The sequence below is a fragment of the Pseudomonas sp. R11-23-07 genome (assembly GCF_003852295.1).
GTDB lineage: Bacteria > Pseudomonadota > Gammaproteobacteria > Pseudomonadales > Pseudomonadaceae > Aquipseudomonas.
In genome coordinates this window covers 736,623-761,137 of sequence record NZ_CP027761.1, presented here as the reverse complement: position 1 = coordinate 761,137, position 24,515 = coordinate 736,623, and the positions used below count along the sequence as shown (strand labels likewise).

General features: G+C 62.7%; 20 protein-coding genes. 15 read left to right on the top strand and 5 right to left on the bottom strand.

Translation table 11 applies throughout. The features are described 5' to 3' along the window. Window positions 1–163: 163 nt before the first annotated feature. The 13 genes from C4J84_RS03215 (at window position 164) to C4J84_RS03150 (ending at window position 17,126) form a co-directional block, all read left to right on the top strand. A complete protein-coding gene (locus C4J84_RS03215; protein WP_124361098.1) occupies window positions 164–1,834 on the top strand; it encodes a PleD family two-component system response regulator in 1,671 nt (556 codons plus the stop codon). Window positions 1,835–1,887: 53 nt separating this feature from the next. Then, on the top strand, window positions 1,888–3,849 hold the full coding sequence (locus tag C4J84_RS03210; protein WP_124434899.1) for a methyl-accepting chemotaxis protein: 1,962 nt from the start codon (window positions 1,888–1,890) through the stop codon (window positions 3,847–3,849). Window positions 3,850–4,146: 297 nt separating this feature from the next. After that, complete coding sequence (aroQ, locus tag C4J84_RS03205; RefSeq protein WP_124434898.1) at window positions 4,147–4,602, top strand: type II 3-dehydroquinate dehydratase; 456 nt, start codon at window positions 4,147–4,149, stop codon at window positions 4,600–4,602. Between the two features lie 24 nt (window positions 4,603–4,626). Beyond that, window positions 4,627–5,088, top strand: a complete 462-nt coding sequence (gene accB / locus C4J84_RS03200; protein ID WP_124402950.1) for an acetyl-CoA carboxylase biotin carboxyl carrier protein — start codon at window positions 4,627–4,629, stop codon at window positions 5,086–5,088. Between the two features lie 17 nt (window positions 5,089–5,105). Next, window positions 5,106–6,467 (top strand): acetyl-CoA carboxylase biotin carboxylase subunit, encoded by a 1,362-nt coding sequence (gene accC / locus C4J84_RS03195; RefSeq protein ID WP_124365687.1) that lies wholly within the window; start codon window positions 5,106–5,108, stop codon window positions 6,465–6,467. A gap of 277 nt (window positions 6,468–6,744) precedes the next feature. Further along, window positions 6,745–7,623 carry a 50S ribosomal protein L11 methyltransferase gene (gene prmA / locus C4J84_RS03190; protein WP_124434897.1) on the top strand — a complete coding sequence of 293 codons (879 nt, stop codon included), beginning with the start codon at window positions 6,745–6,747 and terminating at the stop codon, window positions 7,621–7,623. Window positions 7,624–7,653: 30 nt separating this feature from the next. Further along, window positions 7,654–8,865: a DUF3426 domain-containing protein gene (locus C4J84_RS03185; protein ID WP_124434896.1), complete on the top strand. Its 1,212-nt coding sequence runs from the start codon at window positions 7,654–7,656 to the stop codon at window positions 8,863–8,865. Between the two features lie 185 nt (window positions 8,866–9,050). Beyond that, window positions 9,051–10,064 (top strand): tRNA dihydrouridine synthase DusB, encoded by a 1,014-nt coding sequence (gene dusB / locus C4J84_RS03175; RefSeq protein WP_124434895.1) that lies wholly within the window; start codon window positions 9,051–9,053, stop codon window positions 10,062–10,064. Then, complete coding sequence (gene fis / locus C4J84_RS03170) at window positions 10,061–10,381, top strand: DNA-binding transcriptional regulator Fis (protein ID WP_003221275.1); 321 nt, start codon at window positions 10,061–10,063, stop codon at window positions 10,379–10,381. The genes dusB and fis overlap by 4 nt, the downstream gene beginning before the upstream one ends. Before the next feature lie 81 nt (window positions 10,382–10,462). After that, window positions 10,463–12,070 (top strand): bifunctional phosphoribosylaminoimidazolecarboxamide formyltransferase/IMP cyclohydrolase, encoded by a 1,608-nt coding sequence (gene purH, locus C4J84_RS03165; RefSeq protein WP_124434894.1) that lies wholly within the window; start codon window positions 10,463–10,465, stop codon window positions 12,068–12,070. A gap of 131 nt (window positions 12,071–12,201) precedes the next feature. Further along, a complete protein-coding gene (gene purD / locus C4J84_RS03160) occupies window positions 12,202–13,494 on the top strand; it encodes a phosphoribosylamine--glycine ligase (protein WP_124369434.1) in 1,293 nt (430 codons plus the stop codon). Window positions 13,495–13,594: 100 nt separating this feature from the next. After that, the gene (locus C4J84_RS03155; RefSeq protein ID WP_124369433.1) at window positions 13,595–16,366 is read left to right on the top strand and encodes a hybrid sensor histidine kinase/response regulator; all 2,772 of its coding nucleotides are present in this window, start codon (window positions 13,595–13,597) and stop codon (window positions 16,364–16,366) included. A gap of 163 nt (window positions 16,367–16,529) precedes the next feature. Then, window positions 16,530–17,126 carry a MarC family protein gene (locus tag C4J84_RS03150; protein WP_065883442.1) on the top strand — a complete coding sequence of 199 codons (597 nt, stop codon included), beginning with the start codon at window positions 16,530–16,532 and terminating at the stop codon, window positions 17,124–17,126. On the opposite strand, the gene C4J84_RS03145 is transcribed toward C4J84_RS03150, so the two are convergent. From C4J84_RS03145 to cobG, 5 genes are all read right to left on the bottom strand, one after another. Continuing rightward, on the bottom strand, window positions 17,123–17,902 hold the full coding sequence (locus C4J84_RS03145) for a hypothetical protein (RefSeq protein ID WP_124369432.1): 780 nt from the start codon (window positions 17,900–17,902) through the stop codon (window positions 17,123–17,125). The two genes, C4J84_RS03150 and C4J84_RS03145, sit on opposite strands and share 4 nt — an antisense overlap. A 237-nt stretch (window positions 17,903–18,139) precedes the next feature. Continuing rightward, window positions 18,140–19,777, bottom strand: coding sequence for a precorrin-3B C(17)-methyltransferase (cobJ, locus tag C4J84_RS03140; RefSeq protein WP_124369431.1), 1,638 nt, complete (start codon window positions 19,775–19,777; stop codon window positions 18,140–18,142). Continuing rightward, entirely contained in the window at window positions 19,777–20,508 is a 732-nt protein-coding gene (locus tag C4J84_RS03135) for a precorrin-2 C(20)-methyltransferase (protein ID WP_124365677.1), read from the bottom strand. Before C4J84_RS03135 ends, cobJ begins: the two co-directional genes overlap by 1 nt. Continuing rightward, window positions 20,508–21,134 (bottom strand): precorrin-8X methylmutase, encoded by a 627-nt coding sequence (locus C4J84_RS03130; protein ID WP_124361086.1) that lies wholly within the window; start codon window positions 21,132–21,134, stop codon window positions 20,508–20,510. Before C4J84_RS03130 ends, C4J84_RS03135 begins: the two co-directional genes overlap by 1 nt. Continuing rightward, the gene (cobG, locus tag C4J84_RS03125) at window positions 21,127–22,473 is read right to left on the bottom strand and encodes a precorrin-3B synthase (protein ID WP_124434893.1); all 1,347 of its coding nucleotides are present in this window, start codon (window positions 22,471–22,473) and stop codon (window positions 21,127–21,129) included. Before cobG ends, C4J84_RS03130 begins: the two co-directional genes overlap by 8 nt. A gap of 38 nt (window positions 22,474–22,511) precedes the next feature. On the opposite strand from cobG, the gene cbiE reads away from it, so the two are divergent. Further along, window positions 22,512–23,717: a precorrin-6y C5,15-methyltransferase (decarboxylating) subunit CbiE gene (cbiE, locus tag C4J84_RS03120; RefSeq protein ID WP_124434892.1), complete on the top strand. Its 1,206-nt coding sequence runs from the start codon at window positions 22,512–22,514 to the stop codon at window positions 23,715–23,717. Further along, a complete protein-coding gene (locus C4J84_RS03115) occupies window positions 23,714–24,439 on the top strand; it encodes a cobalt-precorrin-6A reductase (protein ID WP_124369428.1) in 726 nt (241 codons plus the stop codon). The genes cbiE and C4J84_RS03115 overlap by 4 nt, the downstream gene beginning before the upstream one ends. Window positions 24,440–24,515 lie beyond the last annotated feature (76 nt).

Genomic DNA, 24,515 nt, shown 5'->3' with positions numbered 1-24,515 from the left:
GACTATAAAGGATGCACGCTTTTTACACAGCGCGACCACGAGGTCAAAAAATGAATACCGCAGACACGTACTTAATTGACGTATGACACTCATTCGTCAGAAAAGAGATGCTAGCATAGAGCCATCAGTCGACCTCAGCATGCACCCGCACAGTAGTCAGGATATGACCGAGTCAGAAGACCCCAGCCGCGAGCGTCTCAAGCAGCACTTTGCCCAGCGGGTAATTCATCAGGCACGTCAAATTCTTGAGATCTGGCAGCGCCTGCAGCGTAGCGAATGGTCCAACGCGGATTTCTCCGAGCTCAATGAAGCCAATCTGCGCCTGCAGCGCTTTGCCGAGCGTTTCGAACAGCCCGAACACCGCCAACTGGCCCAGCACATTGGTGAGTCCCTCAAGGCGGTGGATGAAAACCGCGGGCGCCTGAGCAGCCAATTGATCACCGAGCTCAATCGCTTGATGCAGCGCTTGTCGCGCACCGGGCTGCGCCAGGGCGATCAGCTGGAACAAACCTTGCTGCCGCCGATGCGCAAGCCGATCTACGTGATGCTGGCCGACCACAACCGCGCCGAGCGCCTGGCCAAGCAGTTGGAATTCTTCGGCATGAGCGCCCAGTCCCTGGACAGCGTCGCAGCCTTTCGCGCCGCCATGGCCGAGCGCCTGCCGTCGGCCATCGTGATGGACGTGGATTTCTGCGGCACCGGCCTGGGCCTGAAACTGGCTGCCGAAGCCCAGGAAGGCCTGGAGCAAAAGCTGCCGCTGCTGTTTTTCAGCCTGCATGAAACCGACACCCCGACCCGCCTGGCCGCCGTGCGCGCCGGCGGCGAAGAATTCCTGACCGGCACGCTGGAGGCCTCGAGCCTGCTGGAAAAGATCGAAGTGCTGACCTGCGTGGCTCAATATGAGCCGTATAAAGTGCTGATCATTGACGACTCCCGCGCCCAGGCGTTGCATACCGAGCGCCTGCTCAACAGCGCCGGCATCGTCACCCGCACGTTGATCGAGCCGATCCGGGCCATGGCCGAACTAGCCGACTTCCAGCCCGACCTGATCATCCTCGACATGTACATGCCCGCCTGCACCGGCACCGAGCTGGCCAAGGTGATTCGTCACAACGACCGCTATGTCAGCGTACCGATCATCTACCTGTCGGCCGAAGACGACCTGGACAAACAGCTGGATGCGATGAGCGAAGGCGGTGACGACTTCCTGACCAAGCCGATCAAGCCGCGCCACCTGATCACCACCGTGCGCAACCGCGCGGCGCGTGCGCGCAATTTGAAAGCGCGGATGGTGCGTGACAGCCTGACCGGGCTGTACAACCACACGCATATCCTGCAACTGCTCGAAGACTGCAGCTTCCGCGCCCGCCGCGAGAACAAGCCGCTGAGCTTTGCCATGCTCGATATCGACCACTTCAAGCGGGTCAATGACAGCCACGGCCACCCCATGGGCGACCGCGTGATCAAAAGCCTGGCGTTGTTTCTCAAGCAGCGTTTGCGCAAAAGCGACTATATCGGCCGTTATGGCGGTGAGGAATTCGCGATTGTAATGCCCGACACCGACCTCGAATCGGCCTGCAAAGTGCTGGACGAGATTCGTGGGCGTTTTGCGGAAATCCACTACCCGGCCCAACCCCAGGATTTATGGTGCACCTTCAGCGCCGGGCTGGTGGAATTGTGCGACGGTTCCGACAGCCTGACGATGGCCGCCCAGGCCGATGAGGCGCTGTACCGCGCCAAGCATGCCGGACGTAACCGCGTGCAAGCCGCTCGCACATCAAAGCAAAGTGCCATCTTTTCACCGGAATCCACTGATTCGGTCATAACTTTGTAATGTAAACGCAATAACTTCAGGCACTTATCTTTTGCTGTCGGTTGAAACCACGCATGCGCCTGAAGCTGCTGACCAATCTCAATACCCTTTTATTGGTGGCCGTGTGTCTCGCACTCGGAGCGACGCTGTGGTGGTCGCAACGGGCGCTGGAGCGCCCGTACCTGTTGATGGAGCGCTATCTGGGGCTGTCCCAGGCTTTCGAGAATCAGGCCGCACGCAATATCGACGACTACCTGGCCAGCGGCGATGCCCTGCGCTTGCGCAGCGCCGGCCAGAGCCTGGAAAGCCTGCTGCAGCAGCTCGATTCATTGCCGCCCGAGTTGGCGCAGAACCTGCGACCCAGCCTCATGGAGCTAGACACCTTCAGCAAAACCGACCTGCTCGCTGCCGGTAAACTGGCCGGCGACCCGCAAGCGCTATTACTGCAGGCCGAACGCGAGCTGGGGGCGAATCTGGAGCAACTGAGCCAGTACGCCAGCGCCGTGAATGCCCCGGACGCGGCGCGCTATCTGCCACCACTGCTGGCCGCCTCGCAACACCTGGGCAAGCTGTCCCTGGCCCGCGACAAACTGGTGAGCAGCGGTCGCGCCGAATTGGCCGATGATGTCGAGCGTGAAATCGCCAACATTCGTACCCAGGCCGACCTGTTGGCCCAGCTGCCTTTGCTCGGGGTGAAGGCCAGCGCCGAATCCAGCAGCGACGATTTTTCCGCGTTGATGGGCCTGGAAAACGCTGAAAAAACCGAAGCCCAGGACACCGGCGTCGACCTCAAGCGTGAACTCAACAGCCTGTTGACCCGCTACCCCGCCGAACTCAAGCGCACCCGCGAACAGATCCAGCAACGCACCGACCTCGCCGCCGCCACACACATCAAGATCACCGGCGTGCGACAAGCCATCGCCAGCCTGGAGCCGGTGGTGCGCGCACAGCACGCCAACATCCAGGGCGAAGTGCGCCTGATGCAGGGGCTGATGATTGGCCTGATCCTGCTGATCGCACTGTTGATCGATACCCTGCAACGCCGCCTGGCGCGGGTGCTGACCCACCTCGCCCCGGCGCTGTCCACCTGGGCCGAAGGCAACTTCAGCCAGCCGATCGCCTTGGGCAGGACCAATCGCGAGCTGCGCGACATCGAAGCCTCGCTGAACCGCCTGCGCGCTTATCTGGTGGACCTCGTCGGCACGATCCGCGGCAATGCCGAAGAAGTCGCCGGCAGCAGCCGCACCCTGGCCGAACTGAGCAGCGGTTTGCACGACGGCGCCGAACGCCAGGCCGGGGACACCGCGCAGATTCGTGACTCCCTGGGCGAACTGGAGGCGACAATCCAGCAAGTGGCGGGTGATGCCAGCCAGGCTGCGGGCGCGAGTCGCAGTGCCGGCGTCGCCGTGGAACAAGGCCAGCGGGTGATCGGCCTGAGCCTGGCCGGGTTGCATGCCCTGGTGGGTGAAGTGCAGCAAAATGCGCAGATGATCGAGAAACTCGCCGCAGAGTCCGCGACCATCGGCGGCGTACTCACGGTGATCCGCTCGATCGCCGAGCAGACCAACCTGCTGGCGCTCAACGCAGCGATCGAAGCGGCCCGCGCCGGTGAGGCCGGGCGCGGTTTTGCCGTGGTTGCCGATGAAGTGCGCTCCCTGGCCCAGCGTACCGCCGGCGCCACCGCCGAAATCCAGGGCCTGATCGCCGGCCTGCAAACCGCCGCCCACCAATCGGTACAAGGCATGCGGGCACAGGTCGAACACGCCGAAGCCACCGCCGAGCAAGCCCAGGCCGCCGATGGCGCGCTGGATGAAATCGTCGGGGCGATCCAGACCATCTCCGCGACCGCCGTACGCATCGCTGACGTAACGGCGCAGCAAAGCGGGGCCGTGAGTGAGATTCGCGACAACAGCGAAAGAATTCACCAACTGGGTGAAGACAACCTGCGGCGTATCGGCCAGGGACGCAGCCAGGGCGAGCATCTGCTGGTGCTGGGCGGGCAGCTCAATACGGCTGTAAAAGCCTTTCGGGTCTGACCCAATCCTGCGCCCCATGAAGATCAAAATGTGGGAGGGGGCTTGCTCCCGATAGCAGTGTGTCAGCCACTGTATGTGTTGATTGATACACCGCAATCGGGAGCAAGCCCCCTCCCACATTTGATCTCCATAGGCTTCAAGGATGTATTACCCATGACCAGATCTCAGGCCACAGTCACAAATTTCGCGCAATCCTCGCTAATCGTGCTGGCTACTGCATAGAACTGGACAGTCACAAAGGCTTTGCGGCATAGTCGCCGGGTTCTGCCGTCCCCCACCAATAACAAGGAACAGCCGATGGCGACCTTACTGGTTCTTCACGGACCCAACCTGAACCTGCTCGGCACCCGTGAACCGGGCGTCTACGGGGCAGTGACCCTTGATCAGATCAACCTCGATCTGGAACAGCGGGCCCGTGTCGCCGGCCACCATTTGCTCTACCTGCAAAGCAATGCCGAGTATGAATTGATTGATCGCATCCATGCCGCGCGTGGCGAAGGCGTGGATTTCATTCTGATCAATCCCGCCGCTTTTACGCACACAAGCATTGCATTACGTGACGCGCTGCTGGCGGTGAGCATCCCATTCATCGAAGTGCATTTATCGAACGTGCACAAACGCGAAGCTTTCCGCCATCACTCTTACTTCTCCGATGTAGCGGTAGGAGTGATCTGCGGCCTTGGCGCCAGCGGTTACCGACTGGCCCTGGAGGCCGCCCTGGAACACGTTGAAGAACAGGCTAAACGCCCCTGACCGACCCTTGGGAGTTGATGATTCATGGACATCCGTAAAGTTAAGAAACTGATCGAACTGCTGGAAGAATCCGGTATCGACGAGCTGGAAATCAAGGAAGGCGAAGAGTCCGTACGGATCAGCCGTCACAGCAAGACCCCGGCTCAACAGTTCTACGCGCCACAGATGCAAGCACCGGCTCCGGCCGCTGCCGCACCTGCCGCCGCTCCAGCCGCCGCCGCGCCTGCGGCGCCAGCAGCCCCTGAGCTGAACGGTTTCGTGGTCAAGTCGCCAATGGTCGGTACTTTCTACCGCACCCCGGCACCGACCTCGCCAGCCTTCGTTGAAGTGGGCAAGACCGTGAAAGTGGGCGACACCATCTGCATCGTTGAAGCGATGAAGATGATGAACCACATCACGGCCGAAAAAGCCGGCACCATCGAATCCATCCTGGTAGAAAACGGTCAGCCGGTTGAGTACGACCAGCCGCTGTTCACCATCGTTTGAACCGCGGAGCGCCTTCGATGTTGAAACCTGCGAAGAAACTGCAAAAAGTCCTGATCGCCAACCGCGGCGAGATCGCACTGCGTATCCTGCGCGCCTGTAAGGAAGAGGGCATCAAGACCGTCGCTGTTTACTCGACGGCCGATACCGAATTGATGCACGTGAAACTGGCGGACGAGAGCATCTGCATCGGCCCGCCCCTGGCGACCAACTCGTACCTGAAAGTCTCGAATATCATCGCTGCCGCCGAAGTGACCGGCGCCGATGGCATTCACCCAGGCTACGGCTTCCTCGCGGAAAACGCCGATTTCGCCGAACAGGTGGAAAAATCCGGGTTTGCCTTCATCGGCCCGAAAGCCGAAACCATTCGCCTGATGGGCGACAAGGTCTCGGCCAAGGACGCCATGATCGCGGCCGGCGTGCCTACCGTTCCTGGCTCCGACGGCCCGCTGCCGGAAGATGAGGAAACCGCCCTGCGCATTGGTCGCGAAGTCGGCTACCCGGTGATCATCAAGGCCGCCGGTGGCGGTGGTGGTCGCGGCATGCGCGTGGTGCACAAGGAAGAAGAACTGATCGAAGCCGCCAAGCAAACCCGCTCCGAAGCGGCTGCCTGGTTCGGCAACCCGATGGTCTACCTAGAGAAGTACCTGACCAACCCACGTCACGTGGAAGTGCAGGTACTGTCCGACGGCCAGGGCCACGCCATCCACCTGGGCGACCGCGATTGCTCGCTGCAGCGTCGTCACCAGAAGGTATTGGAAGAAGCCCCGGCACCGGGCCTGGACGAGAAAGCCCGCCAGGAAGTCCTGGCGCGCTGCGTCAAGGCGTGCATCGACATCAACTACCGTGGCGCCGGTACTTTCGAGTTCCTCTACGAGAACGGCCGTTTCTATTTCATCGAGATGAACACTCGCGTGCAGGTAGAGCACCCGGTGTCGGAGATGGTCACCGGTATCGACATCGTCAAGGAGATGCTCAGCATCGCCGCCGGCAACGTGCTGTCCTTCACCCAGGACGACGTGAAGATCCATGGCCACTCGCTGGAATGCCGGATCAACGCCGAAGACCCGCAAACCTTTATGCCGAGCCCAGGCCTGGTCAAGCATTTCCACGCGCCCGGCGGCAACGGCGTACGTGTGGATTCGCACCTGTACAGCGGCTACAAGGTTCCGTCCAACTACGACTCGCTGATCGGCAAGCTGATCACCTGGGGCGCGACTCGCGATGAGGCCATGGCCCGCATGCGCAACGCCCTGGACGAAATCGTGGTCGACGGCATCAAGACCAACATCCCGCTGCATCGGGACCTGGTGCGTGATGAAGGCTTCTGCGAAGGTGGTGTGAACATTCACTACCTGGAACACAAGCTGGCAAACCAGTAAGTGCTTCACTAACAAAGCCGCCTTCGGGCGGCTTTGTTGTTTCTGGAACTCCGATTTCCAGAATGTACACAGTTCAACTGTGGGAGGGGGCTTGCTCCCGATGGCGGTGGCTCAGTTACAGATGTTGAGACTGACACACCGCTATCGGGGGCAAGCCCCCTCCCACATTTGGTCGGCGTTCAGTCAGTAATGTCGTCTTCTGCACGCCGCTCGCGTAAACTTGCGCGCTTTCGCAGCCCCATCCCGCTGCACACTCATTTTTTCAAAGGTGCCCGCCATGCCTTGGCTGCAAGTCCGTCTCGCCATCAGCCCAGAACAAGCCGAAACCTACGAAGACGCTTTCCTCGAAGTCGGCGCTGTGTCGGTGACCTTCATGGACGCTGAAGACCAGCCGATCTTCGAACCGGAACTCAACACCACCCCGCTGTGGTCCCATACCCACTTGCTGGCCCTGTTCGAAGACGGCACCGAGGCCGCCAGCGTGCTGGCCCATCTGGAATTGCTCACCGGCACCCCGCTGCCGGAGCATCACAGCGAAGTGATTGAAGACCAGGATTGGGAACGCAGCTGGATGGACAATTTCCAGCCCATGCGTTTCGGCCAGCGCCTGTGGATCGTACCCAGCTGGCACGCCGCCCCCGAGCCGGATGCCGTCAACCTGCTGCTGGACCCGGGCCTGGCGTTCGGCACCGGCACTCACCCCACCACCGCGCTGTGCCTGGAATGGCTGGACGGCCAGGACCTGAGCGACTGCAACGTGCTCGACTTCGGCTGCGGCTCGGGGATCCTGGCCATTGCCGCGCTGCTGCTGGGCGCCAAGCAGGCCGTGGGCACCGATATCGACGTGCAGGCCCTGGAAGCTTCCCGCGATAACGCCGGGCGCAACCACATTCCTGAAGGCAAATTCCCACTCTATTTGCCTGAGGATTTGCCCCAGGTACAGGCCGATGTGCTGGTCGCCAACATCCTCGCCGGGCCGTTGGTGTCGCTGGCGCCGCAGTTGTCGAACCTGGTCAAGCCAGGCGGGCGCCTGGCACTGTCGGGCATTCTCGCCGAGCAAGGTGAAAAGGTCGCCGCCGCCTACGCCAGGGATTTCGAGCTGGACCCCATCGCCAACCGTGACGGCTGGGTACGCATCAGCGGTCGTCGGCGCTAGAATGAGCGCTTGTCTGAATCGGATGGCCGCATGAGCGACAGTTTCGTCACCCAGTGCCCGCATTGCCAAGCACGCTTTCGCGTCAACCACGCTCAATTAAGCGTGGCCCGTGGCGTGGTGCGCTGCGGCTCCTGCCTGCAGGTGTTCAACGCCGCGCGCCAGTTGCTGGAGCAGCGAGCCTCGGTGCCGGCAGCGCAACCTGAACAGTCCGGCGCTGATGAACCCACGCCTGAGCCGCCGCGCGCAATCAGCCAGAAACAATGGACAGCCCAAGAGCTGGACCTGGACAACCTGGACCTGGACGAGGAACTGGCCAAGCTCGAGCGCCGTGAAATTCAGCACACCCAGCCCGTCGGCGCGGACCGCCGCCAGCCCGGTGCCGAGCGTCGGCACAAGGAAGATGCCCTCAGCGCCAGCCGCAATACAGTCAAGGCCGAGGAAGAAAAGTGGGCCGCCAGCCTGTTCAGCGAGCCGCCGCAAGAGCGCGTCCTGCCCGCCGAAGCCGAGCCGGAGCCGAGCGAGCGCACCGAGCCGTCCCTGTCGTTTCACCGCGACGATCTCGACGACGAACCGCCACTGCGCTCGACCCCGGACGACGATCCCGATCCACCCTTCACGCCCCTGACGCCAGCGGCGCAAGCCACCGACGACCGCCCCCACGCCCGGCGCAAGCGCGCACGTGCCGAGGCCAATGTCGACGAGGTGTTCCAGGACCTGGAGGACGACCCGCTGCACCTGTATGCGCAGAAGCGTCCGTCAGGCCTGGGCCGCCGCCTGACCTGGATCGTGCTGGTACTGCTCGCTGCCGCGGGCCTGGCGGGCCAGTACATCGCCTATCAATTCGACGAACTGGCCCGTCAGGACGCCTACCGTCCATGGTTCCAGCAACTGTGCCCGAAATTGGGCTGCACCGTGCCATCACGGGTCGACATCGCCCACATCAAGAGCAGCAACCTAGTGGTGCGCAGCCATCCGGAGTTCGCTGGGGCGCTGGTGGTGGATGCGATCATCTACAACCGCGCGACTTTCTCCCAGCCCTTTCCGCAGCTGGAGCTGCGCTTTGCCGACTTGAACGGCGGCCTGATCGCCAGTCGGCGCTTCAAGCCCGCCGAGTACCTCAGCGGCGAGTTGGCCGGGGTCAGTGAAATGCCGTCGCAGACACCGATCCACATCTCCCTGGACATCCTTGACCCCGGCAGCAAAGCGGTGAACTACAGCCTGAGCTTCCATTCGCCCGAGTGAAGCTGCGCCAGCACCGAGGTTTGACGGCGGTTTATTGACTGCGCCGACGTCAACCAAACCGCTGGCGATAAAAAAATAACTGTTCAGATTTTATCCAATTCAGCCTTTATCCAGTCATCGAGAGCGGGTATCATGCCAACCCTTTTTCGAACTCTAATGATCCGGCCCCACAACAGGGAAGTCCTATGTCGGCGGTACGCATCGGCCCATATACATTGCACAACGGCTTGATCCTCGCCCCAATGGCGGGCGTCACGGACCAGCCCTTTCGTCAGCTCTGCAAACGTTTGGGCGCGGGTCTAGTAGTCTCTGAAATGGTCACCAGCGACATGAGTTTGTGGAACACCCGCAAGTCGCGGATGCGCATGATCCACGAAGGTGATCCCGAGCCACGCTCGGTGCAGATCGCCGGGGGTGATGCGCAGATGCTGGCGGATGCGGCTCGGGCCAATGTGGAGCTGGGTGCGCAGATCATTGATATCAACATGGGCTGCCCGGCCAAGAAGGTCTGCAACAAGGCCGCAGGTTCCGCCCTGCTGAAAGATGAGCAGTTGGTTGCCGAGATCCTGCAGGCCGTTGTCGCCGCAGTCGATGTGCCGGTGACCCTGAAGATTCGCACCGGCTGGGACCGGGACAACAAGAATGGCCTGACGGTGGCGAAGATCGCCGAACAGGCAGGTATTGCAGCGCTGGCGGTGCATGGCCGCACCCGCGCCGACCTTTACACCGGGGAAGCCGAGTACGACACCATTGCCGCGATCAAGCAGGCGGTGTCGATGCCGGTGTTTGCCAATGGCGATATCGATTCAGCCGAGAAAGCCCGGCGCGTGCTGCACGCAACCGGTGCCGACGGCGTGTTGATCGGCCGGGCCGCCCAGGGGCGGCCATGGATTTTCCGTGAGATCGAGCATTTCCTGCGTACCGGCGACGTGTTGCCGGCACCGGGACTGACCGAGGTGGAACGTATTCTGCTAGAGCATCTGGCCGCCCTGCACACCTTCTATGGGGATGTGATGGGCGTACGCATTGCTCGCAAGCATGTCGGCTGGTACCTCGCCACCTTGCCGGGCGCCAGGGAATTTCGCGCTCAGTTCAACCGTTTGGATGAAACGCAGGCACAGGTCGCCACCGTTCGTGAGTTCTTCGCCGAACGTGACAAGAGCCTGGGAACAGGGGATGGAGAAGGGGTGGCCGCATGACGATGATGACCGAGACTTTAGTGAGTGGAACAGCACCCGTGAGCGACAACGTCAATTTGAAACAGCACCTCAACACGCCGAGCGAAGAAGGCCAGACCCTTCGCGGGAGTGTCGAGAAGGCGCTGCACAATTATTTCGCCCACCTCGAGGGCGCTTCCGTCACGGACGTGTACAACCTGGTGCTCTCCGAAGTCGAGGCGCCCCTGCTCGAAAGCGTGATGAACTACGTCAAGGGCAACCAGACCAAAGCCAGTGAGCTGCTGGGCCTCAACCGGGGCACGTTGCGCAAAAAGCTCAAGCAATACGATTTGCTGTAAGCATTCAATCAAACCAGAAAGGCGCCCGCGTAAAAACGGTCGCCTTTTTTGCTGACTCCTTTGCTTTTGATGGAAATTGAGATGACCGACCAGACTACCCGCCTGCCGATCCGCCGCGCCTTGATCAGTGTTTCCGACAAGACCGGGATCCTCGAATTTGCCCGGAGCTTGCAGCTCCTTGGCGTGGAAATCCTCTCCACGGGCGGGACCTTCAAACTGCTGCAGGACAACGGCGTGGCCGCAGTAGAAGTCGCGGACTACACCGGTTTCGCGGAAATGATGGACGGTCGGGTCAAGACCCTGCACCCGAAAATCCACGGCGGCATCCTTGGCCGTCGCGGTATCGACGACGCCATCATGAACGAGCACGGCATCAAGCCGATCGACCTGGTGGCGGTTAACCTCTACCCGTTCGAAGCCACCATCAACAAGCCAGGCTGCGACCTGCCGACCGCCATCGAAAACATCGATATCGGCGGCCCGACCATGGTTCGCTCGGCCGCCAAGAACCACAAAGACGTGGCCATCGTGGTCAACGCCAGCGACTACACCCAAGTGCTCGACAGCCTCAAAGCCGGTGGCCTGACCTACGCCCAGCGTTTCAACCTGATGCTCAAGGCGTTCGAACACACCGCCGCCTACGACGGCATGATCGCCAACTACATGGGCACCGTGAACCAGGCCGCCGACGTCCTGAGCACCGAAGGCCGCAGCCAGTTCCCACGCACCTTCAACAGCCAGTTCATCAAGGCCCAGGAAATGCGCTACGGCGAGAACCCGCACCAGAGCGCGGCGTTCTACGTGGAAGCCAAGCCGGCCGAAGTGGGCATCGCCACCGCCACCCAGTTGCAAGGCAAAGAACTGTCCTACAACAACGTGGCCGATACCGACGCCGCGCTGGAATGCGTGAAAAGCTTCGTCAAACCGGCCTGCGTGATCGTCAAGCACGCCAACCCGTGCGGCGTGGCCGTGAGCCCGGACGCTGAAGGCGGGATCCGCCAGGCGTACGAACTGGCCTACGCCACCGACACCGAATCGGCGTTCGGCGGCATCATTGCCTTCAACCGTGAACTGGATGCCGAGACGGCCAAGGCCATCGTCGAGCGTCAGTTCGTCGAAGTGATCATTGCGCCAAGCGTCAGTGAAGAAGCCCGCGCCATCGTCGCCGCCAAGGCCAACGTGCGTCTGCTGGCCTGCGGTGAATGGTCGGCTGAACGCGCCGCCGCCTGGGACTACAAGCGCGTCAATGGCGGCTTGCTGGTGCAGAGCCGCGACATCGGCATGATCGGCAGCCAGGACCTTAAAGTCGTGACCAAACGCGCGCCGACCGAGCAGGAGATCAACGACCTGATCTTCGCCTGGAAAGTCGCCAAGTACGTTAAGTCCAACGCCATCGTCTACGCCAAGAACCGCCAGACCATCGGTGTCGGCGCCGGCCAGATGAGCCGCGTGAACTCGGCACGTATTGCTGCGATCAAGGCCGAACACGCCGGTTTGCAGGTAGCCGGCTCGGTGATGGCTTCCGATGCGTTCTTCCCGTTCCGTGATGGTCTGGACAATGCCGCGAAAGCCGGTGTGACCGCCGTGATCCAACCGGGCGGTTCGATGCGTGATGCTGAAGTCATCGCTGCTGCCGACGAAGCTGGCATTGCGATGGTGTTCACCGGCATGCGCCACTTCCGCCACTGATCGATCGTTCCCACGCTCTGCGTGGGAATGCCTCTTGTGGCGCTCTGCGTCACGCTTTGGGACGCGGAGCGTCCCGTGTTGCATTCCCACGCAGAGCGTGGGAACGATCATGCTAAACGAGGTTTTTTGAAATGAATGTTTTGATCATTGGCAGCGGTGGCCGTGAACACGCCCTCGCCTGGAAAGTTGCCCAAGACCCACGCGTCCAGAAAGTTTTCGTTGCACCGGGTAACGCCGGTACCGCCATTGAAGCCAAGTGCGAGAACGTCGCTATCGACGTGCTGGCCCTTGAGCAACTGGCAGATTTCGCCGAGAAAAACGTCTCCCTGACCATCGTCGGCCCGGAAGTGCCGCTGGTGGCCGGCGTTGTCGACCTGTTTCGCAGCCGTGGCCTGGATTGCTTCGGGCCGACCGCCGGCGCCGCTCAATTGGAAGGTTCGAAAGCTTTCACCAAGGATTTCCTGGCGCGCCACAAGATCCCGACTGCCGACTACCAGAACTTCACCGAGATCGAGCCGGCCCTGGCTTACCTGCGTGAAAAAGGCGCGCCGATCGTGATCAAGGCCGACGGCCTCGCTGCGGGTAAAGGCGTGATCGTCGCCATGACCCTGCAGGAAGCCGAGGACGCCGTGCGCGACATGCTCGCCGGCAACGCCTTTGGTGACGCCGGTTCGCGCGTGGTAATCGAAGAATTCCTCGACGGCGAAGAGGCCAGCTTCATCGTGATGGTCGACGGCAAGAACGTACTGCCAATGGCCACCAGCCAGGACCACAAGCGCGTCGGCAACGGCGACAGCGGCCCGAACACCGGCGGCATGGGGGCTTACTCCCCGGCGCCGGTGGTCACCGCCGACGTGCACCAGCGCGTCATGGACCTGGTGATCTGGCCGACCGTGCGCGGCATGGCCGACGAAGGCAACGTCTACACCGGCTTCCTCTACGCCGGCCTGATGATCGACAAAGCCGGTAACCCGAAAGTCATCGAGTTCAACTGCCGCTTTGGCGACCCGGAAACCCAACCGGTGATGCTGCGCCTGCAGTCGAGCCTGGTGCTGCTGGTGGAAGCCGCGCTGGCCCAGGCCCTGGACAAGGTCGAAGCCCAGTGGGACCCACGCCCGAGCGTCGGTATCGTGCTGGCGGCCGGTGGCTACCCTGCCGATTACGCCAAGGGCGATGTGATCGAGGGCCTGGAGGCGGCGGCAGCGCTGGAAGGCAAGGTGTTCCATGCTGGCACTGCGCTGAAGGACGGCCAGGTCGTCACCGCCGGTGGCCGCGTGCTGTGCGCCACCGCCATGGGCGCCAGTGTCGACGCCGCGCAGCAACAGGCGTACAAACTGGCCGCGAAAATCGACTGGAAAGGCTGCTTCTATCGCACCGACATCGGTTACCGCGCCATTGCCCGTGAACGTGGCGAGAGCAACTGAGTAGCTATCCGTTCGGGTAGGTAAGGGCCTCTGGCCCTTGCCGTACTCATGCCCCCCGCGCATAGTTAACCCGTGCATTCACCTACGAAGGGACTTCGCCTTGCGCTGGCTCAGGATCGCCTTAGCTTTTACAGTCAGCCTGCTGACCTTGCTCTGCCTGGCCCCGGCTCAAGCCGCTGCGCAAGGCAGTGGTTGGGCAGTATTGCTTGATGAACAGGCCGACCTGCAACTGAGCGATATCCGCTCCGCCCGCTACACCAATCAATTCAGCCCCATCGAACTGGACCGGATTACCGCCGCGCAGCCAGACGGTGCGTTGTGGGTACGCTTCAAGCTGCAACCCGGCAAGCATGAACAAGTGCTGCGGGTGTTCGCGCCGGACCTGTCGCACCTGAGCCTGTATGTGCTGGATGGCGATACCCTGGTGGAACAGCAGACTACTGGCACGCGCCAGCCCCAGGCCGAGCGCCCGCTGCCGAGCAGTGACTTCATGCTCCCGATGCCGCAGAGCCAGCGCCCGCTCGAGGTGTACCTGCGCCTGGTGTCGGAGCACGAGCTACGCCCTTACATCACCCTGGAACCCGCCGTACTGGCCGCCGCCAATCAGAACCAGACGCTGCTCTATGGCCTGTTGTTCGGCGTGCTGCTGATGCTGATCCTGCATAACCTCACACGCTTCGCCTACCACCGCTCGCGCAGCAGCCTGTGGCTGGCAGCCTGCGAAGTGCTGTTGATGCTCAGCCTGGCGCTGTTGCTCAACGTGGTGGGGCCATGGCTGCCGAACTGGCATGCGATCCAGACCCCAGGCGCCTACCTCGCGCTGCTGCTGACCGCGCCCTGCGGGCTGATGTTTGCCTATCGTTTCTTCATGCCCCTGGGCCCACACCCGCTGAACAAACTGTTGATGGCCGACATCTTGTTGATCGTGCTGTGTGGCCTGCTGCTGTTGTTCGTCAACACCCTGCCGCTGAACATCATCACCTACGCCCTGGTCGCGCTGGCCGGCCTGAGCATGCTGTTTGTCTCGGCCTATCACTGGCAAAGAGGCTATCGCCCGGCGCGCCTGTTCGTGGCCGGCATGGTGGTGTTCAACATCGGCACGCTGATCATTCTGCCCGCCCTGCTCGGCCTCACGCTGGTGGCGCCGCAAGGCCTGATCGTGACCCTGCTCACGTTTATCTGCCTCAGCGGCCTGTTGATGAGCCTGGCCCTCGGCGAGCGCCAGCGCGCCATTGTCGAAACCCGCTTCAGCCTCAGCCGCGACCTGGCCGCCAGCAACGCCGAAATTGCCGCCAAGGCCGAATTCCTGGCGAAGATCAGCCACGAAATCCGCACCCCCATGAACGGCGTGCTGGGCATGACTGAGTTGCTGCTGGGCACGCCGTTGTCGGTGAAACAACGCGACTATGTGCAGACCATCCACAGCGCCGGCAACGAGTTGCTCACGCTGATCAACGAAATCCTCGACATCTCCAAGCTCGAGTCGGGACAGATCGAACTCGATGATGTGCAGTTCGACCTCAACGCGCTGATCGACGACTGCCTGAGCATCTTCCGCGCCAAGGCCGAGCAGCAGAATGTCGAGCTGATCAGTTTCATCCAGCCCCAGGTGCCGCGCGTGATCAGCGGTGATCCGACACGCCTGCGCCAGGCGTTGCTGAGCCTGCTGGAAAACGCCCTGCACAAAACCGACGAGGGCGAAGTGCTGATCGTCGTGGCCCTCGACGAACGCAGCACCCAGCCACGCCTGCGCATCGCGGTACAAGACAGCGGCGTGCCGATGGAAGCCGCCGAACGCGACGCCCTGCTGCACAGCGAACTGCACAGCAAGAACTTCCTCTCGGCGACACGCTTGAGCGGTCACCTGGGCCTGGTTATCGCCCGCCAGTTGATCCTGTTGATGAACGGCGAGTTCGGTATCAAGAGCGGCAGTCACCAAGGCAGCACGCTGTGGCTGACCCTGCCGCTGGACCCGGAACGCTTGGAGCATCCGACCTCCGATCTCGACGGCCCGCTCAAGGACGCACGCGTACTGGTGGTGGACGACAACGACACCTGCCGCAAGGTGCTGTTGCAGCAATGCTCGGCCTGGGGCCTGAACGTCAGCGCCGTGGCTTCCGGCAAGGAGGCCCTGGCCCTGCTGCGTACCAAGGCGCACCTGCGCGATTACTTCGACGTGGTACTCCTGGACCAGAACATGCCCGGCATGACCGGCATGCAACTGGCGGCGAAGATCAAGGAAGACCCGAGCCTGAACCACGATATCCTGCTGATCATGCTCACGGGCATCAGCAACGCGCCGAGCAAGATCATCGCGCGCAACTGCGGGATCAAACGCATCCTGGCCAAACCGGTGGCCGGCTATACGCTCAAGACCACCCTGGCCGACGAACTGGCCCAACGCAGCAAAGGCGTGACCCACCCTCGCCCCGCGCCAGCCGCCCCGGCAGTGATTACGGTGCCCAGCGACTTCCGCATCCTGGTGGCCGAAGACAACAGCATCTCCACCAAAGTGATCCGCGGCATGCTGGGCAAGCTCAACCTCAACCCGGACACTGCCAGCAACGGCGAAGAAGCGCTGGAGGCGATGAAAGCCCAGCGTTATGACCTGGTATTGATGGACTGTGAAATGCCGATCCTCGATGGTTTCTCCGCCACCCAGCAACTGCGCGCGTGGGAAGTCAGCCACCAACGCGTACGCACGCCAGTGGTGGCGCTGACCGCGCACATTCTTTCGGAACACAAGGAGCGTGCGCGCCAGGCCGGGATGGATGGGCATATGGCCAAGCCGGTGGAGCTGTCGCAGTTGCGTGAATTGGTGGAATTCTGGGTGGCGCAGCGCCAACAGCGACCAGAGCACGCGCCCTCCTGACTTGAAACGCAATCAAATGTGGGAGGGGGCTTGCTCCCGATGGCGGTGGGTCAGTTACAAATAAGCTGACTGTCACACCGCTATCGGGAGCAAGCCCCCTCCCACATTTGTTCCATGTCGCCTGTTAGACTCTGCACACTTCTACTGCCGCGAGCCGCCCCTCATGCTCCATGTGTTATTCAGCGTTTACCTGAAGATGCTGGTGCTCTATAGCCCATTCTTTGTGCTGTCCTGCTTTATCAGCCTGACCCGTGGTTATTCCAGCAAGGAGCGGCGGCGCCTGGCGTGGAAAGTCGCGCTGGCGACGCTGGTATCGAGCGTGCTGCTGTACCTGTTCGGCCGGGTGATTTTCAGTGTGTTCGGCATCACCGTGGATGCCTTTCGCATCGGCGCCGGCAGCGTGCTTTTTATCTCCGCCCTGGGCATGGCCCAAGGCAAGTCGGCAGTGCAAACCGATAACGTGCAGCAGGACGTGACCATCGTACCGCTGACCATCCCGCTGACGGTCGGCCCCGGCACCATCGGCGCGCTGCTGGTGATGGGGGTAAGCCAGCCCCACTGGGACGACAAGCTCACCGCCATCCTCAGCATCGCCCTGGCCAGCCTTACCGTGGGCGTGGTGCTGTACCTGTCCAATCGGATCGAACGAATTCTCGGCGACCAGGGCTTGCAGATTGTCAGCCGGTTGATGGGGTTGTTCGTGTGTGCCCTGGCCGCGCAAATTATCTTTACCGGGGTGCGCGGTTATCTGGTGACCTAGATCCGGTATTTGGCAATGGCCGACTGCACCTTGTCACCCGCGCTGTCACGCATCAGTTGAAGGGTCTTCTCGTTGACCACCGAGGTATTCAGCACCAGGCAGGTCTGCCCGCTGAAGGCCTCGAACGATGAGCTGTCCCATTCAAGGAACGGCAAACCCACCTGTTTACTCACACCATGGCTGCTGTAGGTCACCAGCACCATCATCACTTCGCCATTGGTTTGCGCGCAGGACGCCACGCCAAAGTCACCGCCCTGGTGCACGCTGCAGTTGCGCTTGAACAAATCGAATGACGCCGGCTGTTGCTTCAAGGCTTCCAGCGCATCCGCGGCCAGTTTCGGCAGCAGGCTGAGCAGCGGCCCCGACAACGACATCGACGCGAGCATCGCGCCGATGATATTCAATGCCGCCAGTTGCACCGTCAGCCCCTCGCCGACGCGTGAGACTCGCTCAAAACTGCTGCGCAACGGCAACCAGCCGAGGCTGACCATGACCTTGATAAATTCGTCGTACCAGGCCTCGGTGCCCCGATGAACCTTCAATACATCGCTCACATAACTGCTGGCCAACAGGTAGCTTTTGCGAATGTACTCGCGGTTAAGCCCGGACAACCCCTCGGCAAAGGAAATCACGCCGTTGTTGACCACCGCCGCATTGCAGTCATCTTCGGTGTCCAGCGGTAAAGCCGCGTGCGTGCCTGGCGCACCCGGCAATTTGTAGGCGGCAATCAACTTGCGCCTTTTGGTACTGTTGATCCTTCTGTGATGTCGCTCCATTTCCAATTCTCCACGTACACCCCGACTCGGGGCTTGTAACCACACTAGTCCACTGACCGACGGGCTTTCCAGGCGACAAACATCCCTTGGCGCGGCTCGGCCAAGCGCGCCGTCCAGCAATAGCGCGGCATGCACGAAGGGCTTCATGGTTTCGTCGTAAAAAAAAGAAAAAGCCCCGAACGACTACAGGAAAATCCTTGAGTCATTCGGAGCTTTCGGACCACCGCCGAGGTGTTTTCAGGAGGCGGGTTTACCGCCGTACCAGCGCGGTGTGTACACCCACTCCCCGCCGCCGGCACGCGCAAAGGTGCAGGTGGTGGACGAGCCGACCAGCACCATGGTCCGCATATCCACCTGGTCCGGGGTGAGCTGGCCCAGCGTGGTGACGCGCAGTGTCTGGCCGGGGCGACCGATATCACGGCCCAGTACCACCGGTGTTTCAGGCGTGCGGTGCTGCGCGACGATCTCCAGCGCACGCCCCAGTTGCCACGGGCGCGCACGGGAAATCGGGTTGTAGAACGCCAGCGCCAGGTCGGCCTGGGACGCGAGGTCCAGACGCTTTTCGATGATCGACCAGGGCTTGAGGTTATCCGACAGCGACATCACACAGAAATCATGCCCCAGCGGCGCGCCCGCCTGGGCAGCGGTGGCCAGGGAAGCCGAGACACCAGGCAGGATCTGCAGGTCGACCTGATGCCAGGCCGGGTCGCTGGACTCATGCAACGCCTCGATCACCGCAGCGGCCATGGCGAATACACCGGGGTCGCCGGACGACACCACCACCACCGAGCGCCCTTGGGCGGCCAGTTCGAAGGCGTGACGTGCGCGCTGCATTTCTTCGCGGTTGTCCGTGCAGTGCTGCACCTGGTCGTCACGGAACGGTCCGGCCATGCGCACGTAGGTTTCGTAGCCCAGCACATCGGTGCAGCGCGCCAACTCGGCCTTGACGGCCGGCACCATCAAGTCAGCGGCGCCAGGGCCAAGGCCGATCACGGCGAGACGGCCGCGCGGGCGGCCTACCTGTGACACATCCACCGGCTGCTTGGCCACGCTGAGGGTGATGTCCGCGAGCGGCTCAAGCTCGGCAAACCGCAGCGGTACGCCCAATTCCAACGCGGCCTCATGCAACGAGGCTTCGGCCATCTGCAGATCGCTCGCCAGCAGGCACGCCAGCGCTTGCACGGCAATGCCCGCCTCCTGCAAGGCCGTGCGCACACGTGCCGCCAGGTGCGCACCGGGCTTGCAGGTGACGCACACCGTCTTCGGGTAGATCAGCAATTCGTTGGCGGCAGGCGTACGCTCGGCACTGCCCACATGAATCGCCAGGCGTGCCTGCGGATCCTGCGGCAAATTGGCCTGCTCCAGCCAGGGCGCCGCGCCTTCGATGCGCACGCTTTCACCGGCCAGCAGGTCCGAGACAAAGCGCTTGCCCAGCTCCAGGTCCGCCAACGCATAGCCCGTGGGCGGGTTGAGCAGGCAGGTGCCGAACCGCAACTCGCCGCTGGTGGTGATCGCCGCTGCCACGCCCAACGCGGCGGCAATCTCGCGCGCCATCACATTCACGCCGCCCAGGCCGCCCAGCAGCGGCACCACGGCGCTGCCGTCTTCGGCGACGGCCAGCACGGCCGGCTCCTCACCCTTTTCGAGCAAGAGCGGCGCAAGGGTGCGGATCACGATGCCGGTGGCGCACAGCGCAATCAGCGGCGTGCCTTGCTGGTAGAGCTGGCGCAGGGTGGCGCCGAATTCGCTGTAGCGTTGGTCTGCACCCTCAACCCGACCGTCCAGGCCATGGATCAGCGCAGCCGGGTAAAGTTGCTGGATCCTGCGCGCGGTCGCCAGGCTGCCCTGGCCCAGAATGACAATCGCCGGGCTCATCAACCTTGCCACCGTTCACCGGGCACGATGATCAACGAGAAATACGGCGACGACATCGGCTCCACCTGATCCAGCGGCACGATTTTCTGATTGGCCATGGTGGCGCGCTCCACATACAGCGCGCGCCCGGCCAGACCGAGTTCTTCCAATACCTGGCGCACCTTGGGAAAGTTGCGCCCCAGCTTCATGATCACCGCCGCATCCGCGTCCGCCAGTCGGCGCTTGAGGTCATCGTGGGGCAACACGCCGGAGAGCACCGACAGGCTCTGATTGCGATACACCAGCGGCGCGCCCAATACCGAAGCACCGCCCAGCATCGAACACACGCCGGGGATGACCTGCGCCTCATAGCGCTCGGCGAGGCGGTCATGCAGGTACATGTAGGAGCCATAGAAGAACGGGTCGCCTTCGCAGATCACCGCCACATCGCGGCCGGCATCCAGGTGCGCGGCCACGGCGACGCTGGCCGTGTCGTAGAAATCGCTGATCACTTGCTCATAGGACAGCGGCGCCGGCAGCGCCTCGGTGGTCACCGGGTACACCAGCGGCATCAGGGTTTGCTGGGGCACCAGGTGGTCTTCGATGATGCCGAAGGCATTGCCCTTCTTGCCCTTGGCCACGAAGTACGCCACCACCGGCGATTCGCGCAGCAGGCGCAGGGCCTTGAGGGTGATCAGTTCCGGGTCGCCGGGCCCTACGCCCAGGCCGATCAGACGTCCGCGTGCAGGCATTATTCAACCTCCGTGGCGAGCGCATTGACGGCGGCGGCGGCCATGGCGCTACCACCCAGGCGGCCCTGCATGATCACGAACGGCACACCACGGCTGTCGGCGGCGAGCATCGCCTTGGATTCGGCGGCACCAACAAAACCCACCGGAAAACCGAGGATCAACGCCGGTTTCGGCGCGCCGGCGTCGAGCATTTCCAACAGGTAGAACAAGGCGGTCGGCGCGTTGCCGATCACCACCACGCTGCCGGCCAAATGCGGGCGCCAGAGTTCCAGGGCAGCGGCGGAGCGTGTGTTGCCAAGCTCGCGCGCCAGCTCCGGCACGCTGTCGTCGCGCAGAGTGCAGATCACCTTGTTGTTGGCCGGCAGGCGCGCACGGGTCACGCCTTCGGAGACCATCCGCGCATCGCATAAAATCGGTGCGCCCGCCGCCAGCGCGTCGCGTCCGGCCTTGCCTGCGCCGTCGGAAAATTGCAGGCCGTCGATGGCCTCGACCATGCCGCATGCATGAATCACCCGCACCGCGAGTTTCTCCAGGTCCGCCGGGATACGCGCCAGGTTGGCCTCCGCGCGAATGATGGCGAAGGAGTTGCGATAGATCTCCTGACCGTCGCGGATGTAATCAATCATCGGTGTTGCTCCGTGGGCGAGCGCGCAGCAAGGCGCCCGCCGCGTCAATAGAAAGAGTGCGCGCGTGCAGCCGGCCAAAACCTGGATGAGCAGCGTCGCGAAAATAGAGGTCGTAGTGGCCGGGGCTCACCGCCAGCAAGGTGACCGGCGCGGTGTGTGCGGCGGCGCAGGAGCGCGGGCAGCCGGACAGGTGAACGTCGTGACCCGGTTGCAGGCCGGCCAATTGCACGGCGTCGGCCTTGGTATCCGACAAGCCTTTGCCGCAGCCACTGGAACCGGTGCAGGCGATCATGCGCGCCAGGGGTTGGTCGGCTGCGCAGAGAAAGCCCAGTTGCGCCAACTGCTCGGTCACCACGCCTGGCTGTGTGAGGTTAGGCAGCAGCACGCCCTGCCAAGGAGTGAACCGCAAGGTGGCGTCGCCATACTCGCAGGCCAGCTGTGCAGCGCCCTTGAGCATCGCCGAATCCAGGCGGCCCAATGGCGCGACGGCGGTGACGTAGAACCGGTTCTGCTGGCGCTGTGGATAACTGCCCGGATGGCCTGACGCGCTGCTGGCCGGGCGGTTGAAGCCATTCGCCGGCAGTAAAGGCAGGCCCAGGCGGCTCAGCAAGTTATCCACAACCAGATGGCGCATGCGCGTTTGTTCCGGCGTGGCCAGGTCGAGAAAGGCTTCGAGCACGGCCACCACCAAGGCATGGCCTTGGTCCAAGCGCACAGCGGCCAACGGTGCATTCAGCCCAGGGCAACCGGCCAGGCCGAACGCGAGCAGGGTTTCACCCGCCTGTTCGAAGGCCGACAGCCACAGATCGTGATGATGTTCGAGCATCGCCAAGGCCTCGAAGCCATCCAGCTGCACGGCGAATTTGGCCGACAGCTGATGAAAGCGCGGATGGTTTTCCAGGGTGGCGAGGATCTGCCCGGCCAGTGGGCGGGTGTCGAACAGCATCTGCGGGTCGATGCCGGCGCTGGGGCTGAGCATCAGGTTGCGCACGTCATCACCGCCCGCATTGCTCGGGCCGAGGCCTGCCGCCAGCAACATCGCGATCAAGGCCTCCTGCTCAGCGCCGATCCCGCGAATCTGCAGGTTGGCGCGGTTGGTCGCCTCGATCACCCCGCCTGCGTACGCCTGGGCAGCGTCCGCCACGGCGTTGGCCTGGGCCGCGGTGATCGAGCCACCGGCCAGTTTGATCCGACAAATACCGCCGTCCAGCGCCTGGACGATGCGCAACAACCCCGGACAAGCCGAGGGGCGCAAGGTATTCAGAGCGGGCGTTGGGTTCACGGGGCTTCCGGTTGACGGGTAAAGGCGCGGTATTATGCCTGCTTTGTCCGACGGCATGAAAAGCCTGCCCGTCGGATGTCGTTCAAGGAATTGATATGTCGCCCTGGCTGACGGTAGTAGGCATCGGTGAAGACGGCTTCAAGGGCCTGGGCAGAAACGCCCGGCACGCCTTGCTGCGCGCCACGCGGATTATAGGGGCGCAGCGCCAGTTGGACCTGTTGCCGGTGTGCATTCGCGGTGAGCGCGAGTTGTGGCCGAGCCCGTTCTCCCTGGAACCGGTACTGGCGCGGCGCGGTACGCCTGTATGTGTGCTCGCCAGCGGCGACCCGATGTTCTATGGCGTGGGCGCCAGTCTGGCGCGACAGATTGCGGCGCAAGAGTTGCTGATTGTGCCCGCGCCGTCGTCGGTATCCCTTGCAGCCGCGCGTTTGGGCTGGCCGTTACAGGACGTGGTGACGTTATCCGTGGTGGCGCGGCCCGTCGCGGCAATCAACGCGCATCTGGCCAGCGGTGTGCGCGTGTTAGTGCTGAGTAATGACGGTGGCAGCCCTGCGTTGATCGCTGCGGTGTTGACCGAGGCCGGGTTCGGGCCGAGCCGATTGAGCGTGTTTGAACACTTGGGCGGGGCGAATGAGCGACGTGTCGACGGCCTGGCCGAGGATTGGCAGCACCACTCGGCCGCCGATCTGAACCTGGTCGCCATCGAGTGCCTGGCCTCGCCCGACACGCCACGCCTGTCGCGCCTGGCAGGCCTGCCGGATAGCGCCTTTAAGCACGACGGCCAGCTGACCAAGCGCGATGTGCGCGCCATGACCCTCGCGCGCCTGGCCCCCATGCCGGGCGAGCTGCTGTGGGACGTGGGCGCAGGCAGCGGTTCCATCGGTATCGAATGGATGCGCACTCATCCCAGTTGCCGCGCACTGGCGATTGAAGCCGACGCAGGCCGCCAAGACTTGATCGAACACAATCGCGACGCCCTCGGCGTGCCCGGCCTGCACCTGGTACGCGGCACCGCCCCGGACGCCTTGCATGGCCTGCCGACACCCGACGCCATCTTCATCGGCGGCGGCGTCACCCGCGACGGCGTACTCGACAGCTGCTGGCAACAGCTGCGCCCCGGTGGTCGACTCGTCGCCAACGCCGTAACCCTGCAAAGCGAAATGACCCTGATGAACTGGCGCGCCGAGCACGGCGGCGAACTGACGCGCATCCATGTGGCGCAGGCGCAGCCGCTGGGAGAGTTCGATACCTGGCGCCAGGCGCTGCCGATTACCTTGCTGGAGGTGGTCAAGCCGCTATGAAACGAATTCTGCTGCTGGGTGGCGTGACCGAAGCGCTGGCCATCGCGCGGACGTTAGGGCCGGAACATATCTACAGCCTGGCGGGCGTGGGACGTGTGCCGACCGATCTCACCTGCCAAGTGCGGGTCGGCGGTTACGGTGGCGCTGAGGGCTTGGCGCAGTTTGTTCGGGATGCGGGGATCAGTCTGATCCTCGATGCGACCCATCCATACGCGGCGCAGATCAGCCAGAACGCGGCACAGGCGGCGCAGTTGTGCGGTGTCCCCTGCTGGGCGTTGCGCCGACCAGCGTGGCAGCCGCAGGCCGGTGACGATTGGCGTGAGGTCAGTGATTGGGCCGAGCTGATCGAAGCACTCAAACCGTTCAATCGTCCCCTCTTCACCTTGGGTCGCGAACCGTTGCAGCACCTCGACGAAATCCCCGCCAACCAATTCTGGACGCTGCGCGCGCTGGATGTGTATCCGGGCAATGATCGCTGTGAAGTGATTGGCGCACGCGGTCCGTTCCTGCTTGAAGACGAACGTGCGCTGTTTGAACGGCGCAGAATTGATGTGCTGATCAGCAAGAACAGTGGCAGCACAGCCACCGAGCCGAAGCTGGAAGTGGCGCGGGAACGCGGGGTGCCGGTGTTGGTGTTGAAGCGGCCGGTGTTGGCGGCGGTAGATCGGGAGCTTTTGTCGCCCGCAGAAACAATCGATTCGTTGGCAGATTTCATTCGATAGATCAGGATCATCCGCCACCTCTATCCAATCTATTGTTGCTACAAGGGACGGCGATGAACCCACAACACGAAGTGCT

Excerpts from the sequence above, each read along its gene's own strand:
- C4J84_RS03215 (WP_124361098.1), top strand. The coding sequence starts at position 164 with ATGACCGAGTCAGAAGACCCCAGCCGCGAGCGTCTCAAGCAGCACTTT.
- C4J84_RS03210 (WP_124434899.1), top strand. The coding sequence starts at position 1,888 with ATGCGCCTGAAGCTGCTGACCAATCTCAATACCCTTTTATTGGTGGCC.
- aroQ (WP_124434898.1), top strand. The coding sequence starts at position 4,147 with ATGGCGACCTTACTGGTTCTTCACGGACCCAACCTGAACCTGCTCGGC.
- accB (WP_124402950.1), top strand. The coding sequence starts at position 4,627 with ATGGACATCCGTAAAGTTAAGAAACTGATCGAACTGCTGGAAGAATCC.
- accC (WP_124365687.1), top strand. The coding sequence starts at position 5,106 with ATGTTGAAACCTGCGAAGAAACTGCAAAAAGTCCTGATCGCCAACCGC.
- prmA (WP_124434897.1), top strand. The coding sequence starts at position 6,745 with ATGCCTTGGCTGCAAGTCCGTCTCGCCATCAGCCCAGAACAAGCCGAA.
- C4J84_RS03185 (WP_124434896.1), top strand. The coding sequence starts at position 7,654 with ATGAGCGACAGTTTCGTCACCCAGTGCCCGCATTGCCAAGCACGCTTT.
- dusB (WP_124434895.1), top strand. The coding sequence starts at position 9,051 with ATGTCGGCGGTACGCATCGGCCCATATACATTGCACAACGGCTTGATC.
- fis (WP_003221275.1), top strand. The coding sequence starts at position 10,061 with ATGACGATGATGACCGAGACTTTAGTGAGTGGAACAGCACCCGTGAGC.
- purH (WP_124434894.1), top strand. The coding sequence starts at position 10,463 with ATGACCGACCAGACTACCCGCCTGCCGATCCGCCGCGCCTTGATCAGT.
- purD (WP_124369434.1), top strand. The coding sequence starts at position 12,202 with ATGAATGTTTTGATCATTGGCAGCGGTGGCCGTGAACACGCCCTCGCC.
- C4J84_RS03150 (WP_065883442.1), top strand. The coding sequence starts at position 16,530 with ATGCTCCATGTGTTATTCAGCGTTTACCTGAAGATGCTGGTGCTCTAT.
- C4J84_RS03145 (WP_124369432.1), bottom strand. The coding sequence starts at position 17,902 with ATGGAGCGACATCACAGAAGGATCAACAGTACCAAAAGGCGCAAGTTG.
- cobJ (WP_124369431.1), bottom strand. The coding sequence starts at position 19,777 with ATGAGCCCGGCGATTGTCATTCTGGGCCAGGGCAGCCTGGCGACCGCG.
- C4J84_RS03135 (WP_124365677.1), bottom strand. The coding sequence starts at position 20,508 with ATGCCTGCACGCGGACGTCTGATCGGCCTGGGCGTAGGGCCCGGCGAC.
- C4J84_RS03130 (WP_124361086.1), bottom strand. The coding sequence starts at position 21,134 with ATGATTGATTACATCCGCGACGGTCAGGAGATCTATCGCAACTCCTTC.
- cobG (WP_124434893.1), bottom strand. The coding sequence starts at position 22,473 with ATGCCGTCGGACAAAGCAGGCATAATACCGCGCCTTTACCCGTCAACC.
- cbiE (WP_124434892.1), top strand. The coding sequence starts at position 22,512 with ATGTCGCCCTGGCTGACGGTAGTAGGCATCGGTGAAGACGGCTTCAAG.
- C4J84_RS03115 (WP_124369428.1), top strand. The coding sequence starts at position 23,714 with ATGAAACGAATTCTGCTGCTGGGTGGCGTGACCGAAGCGCTGGCCATC.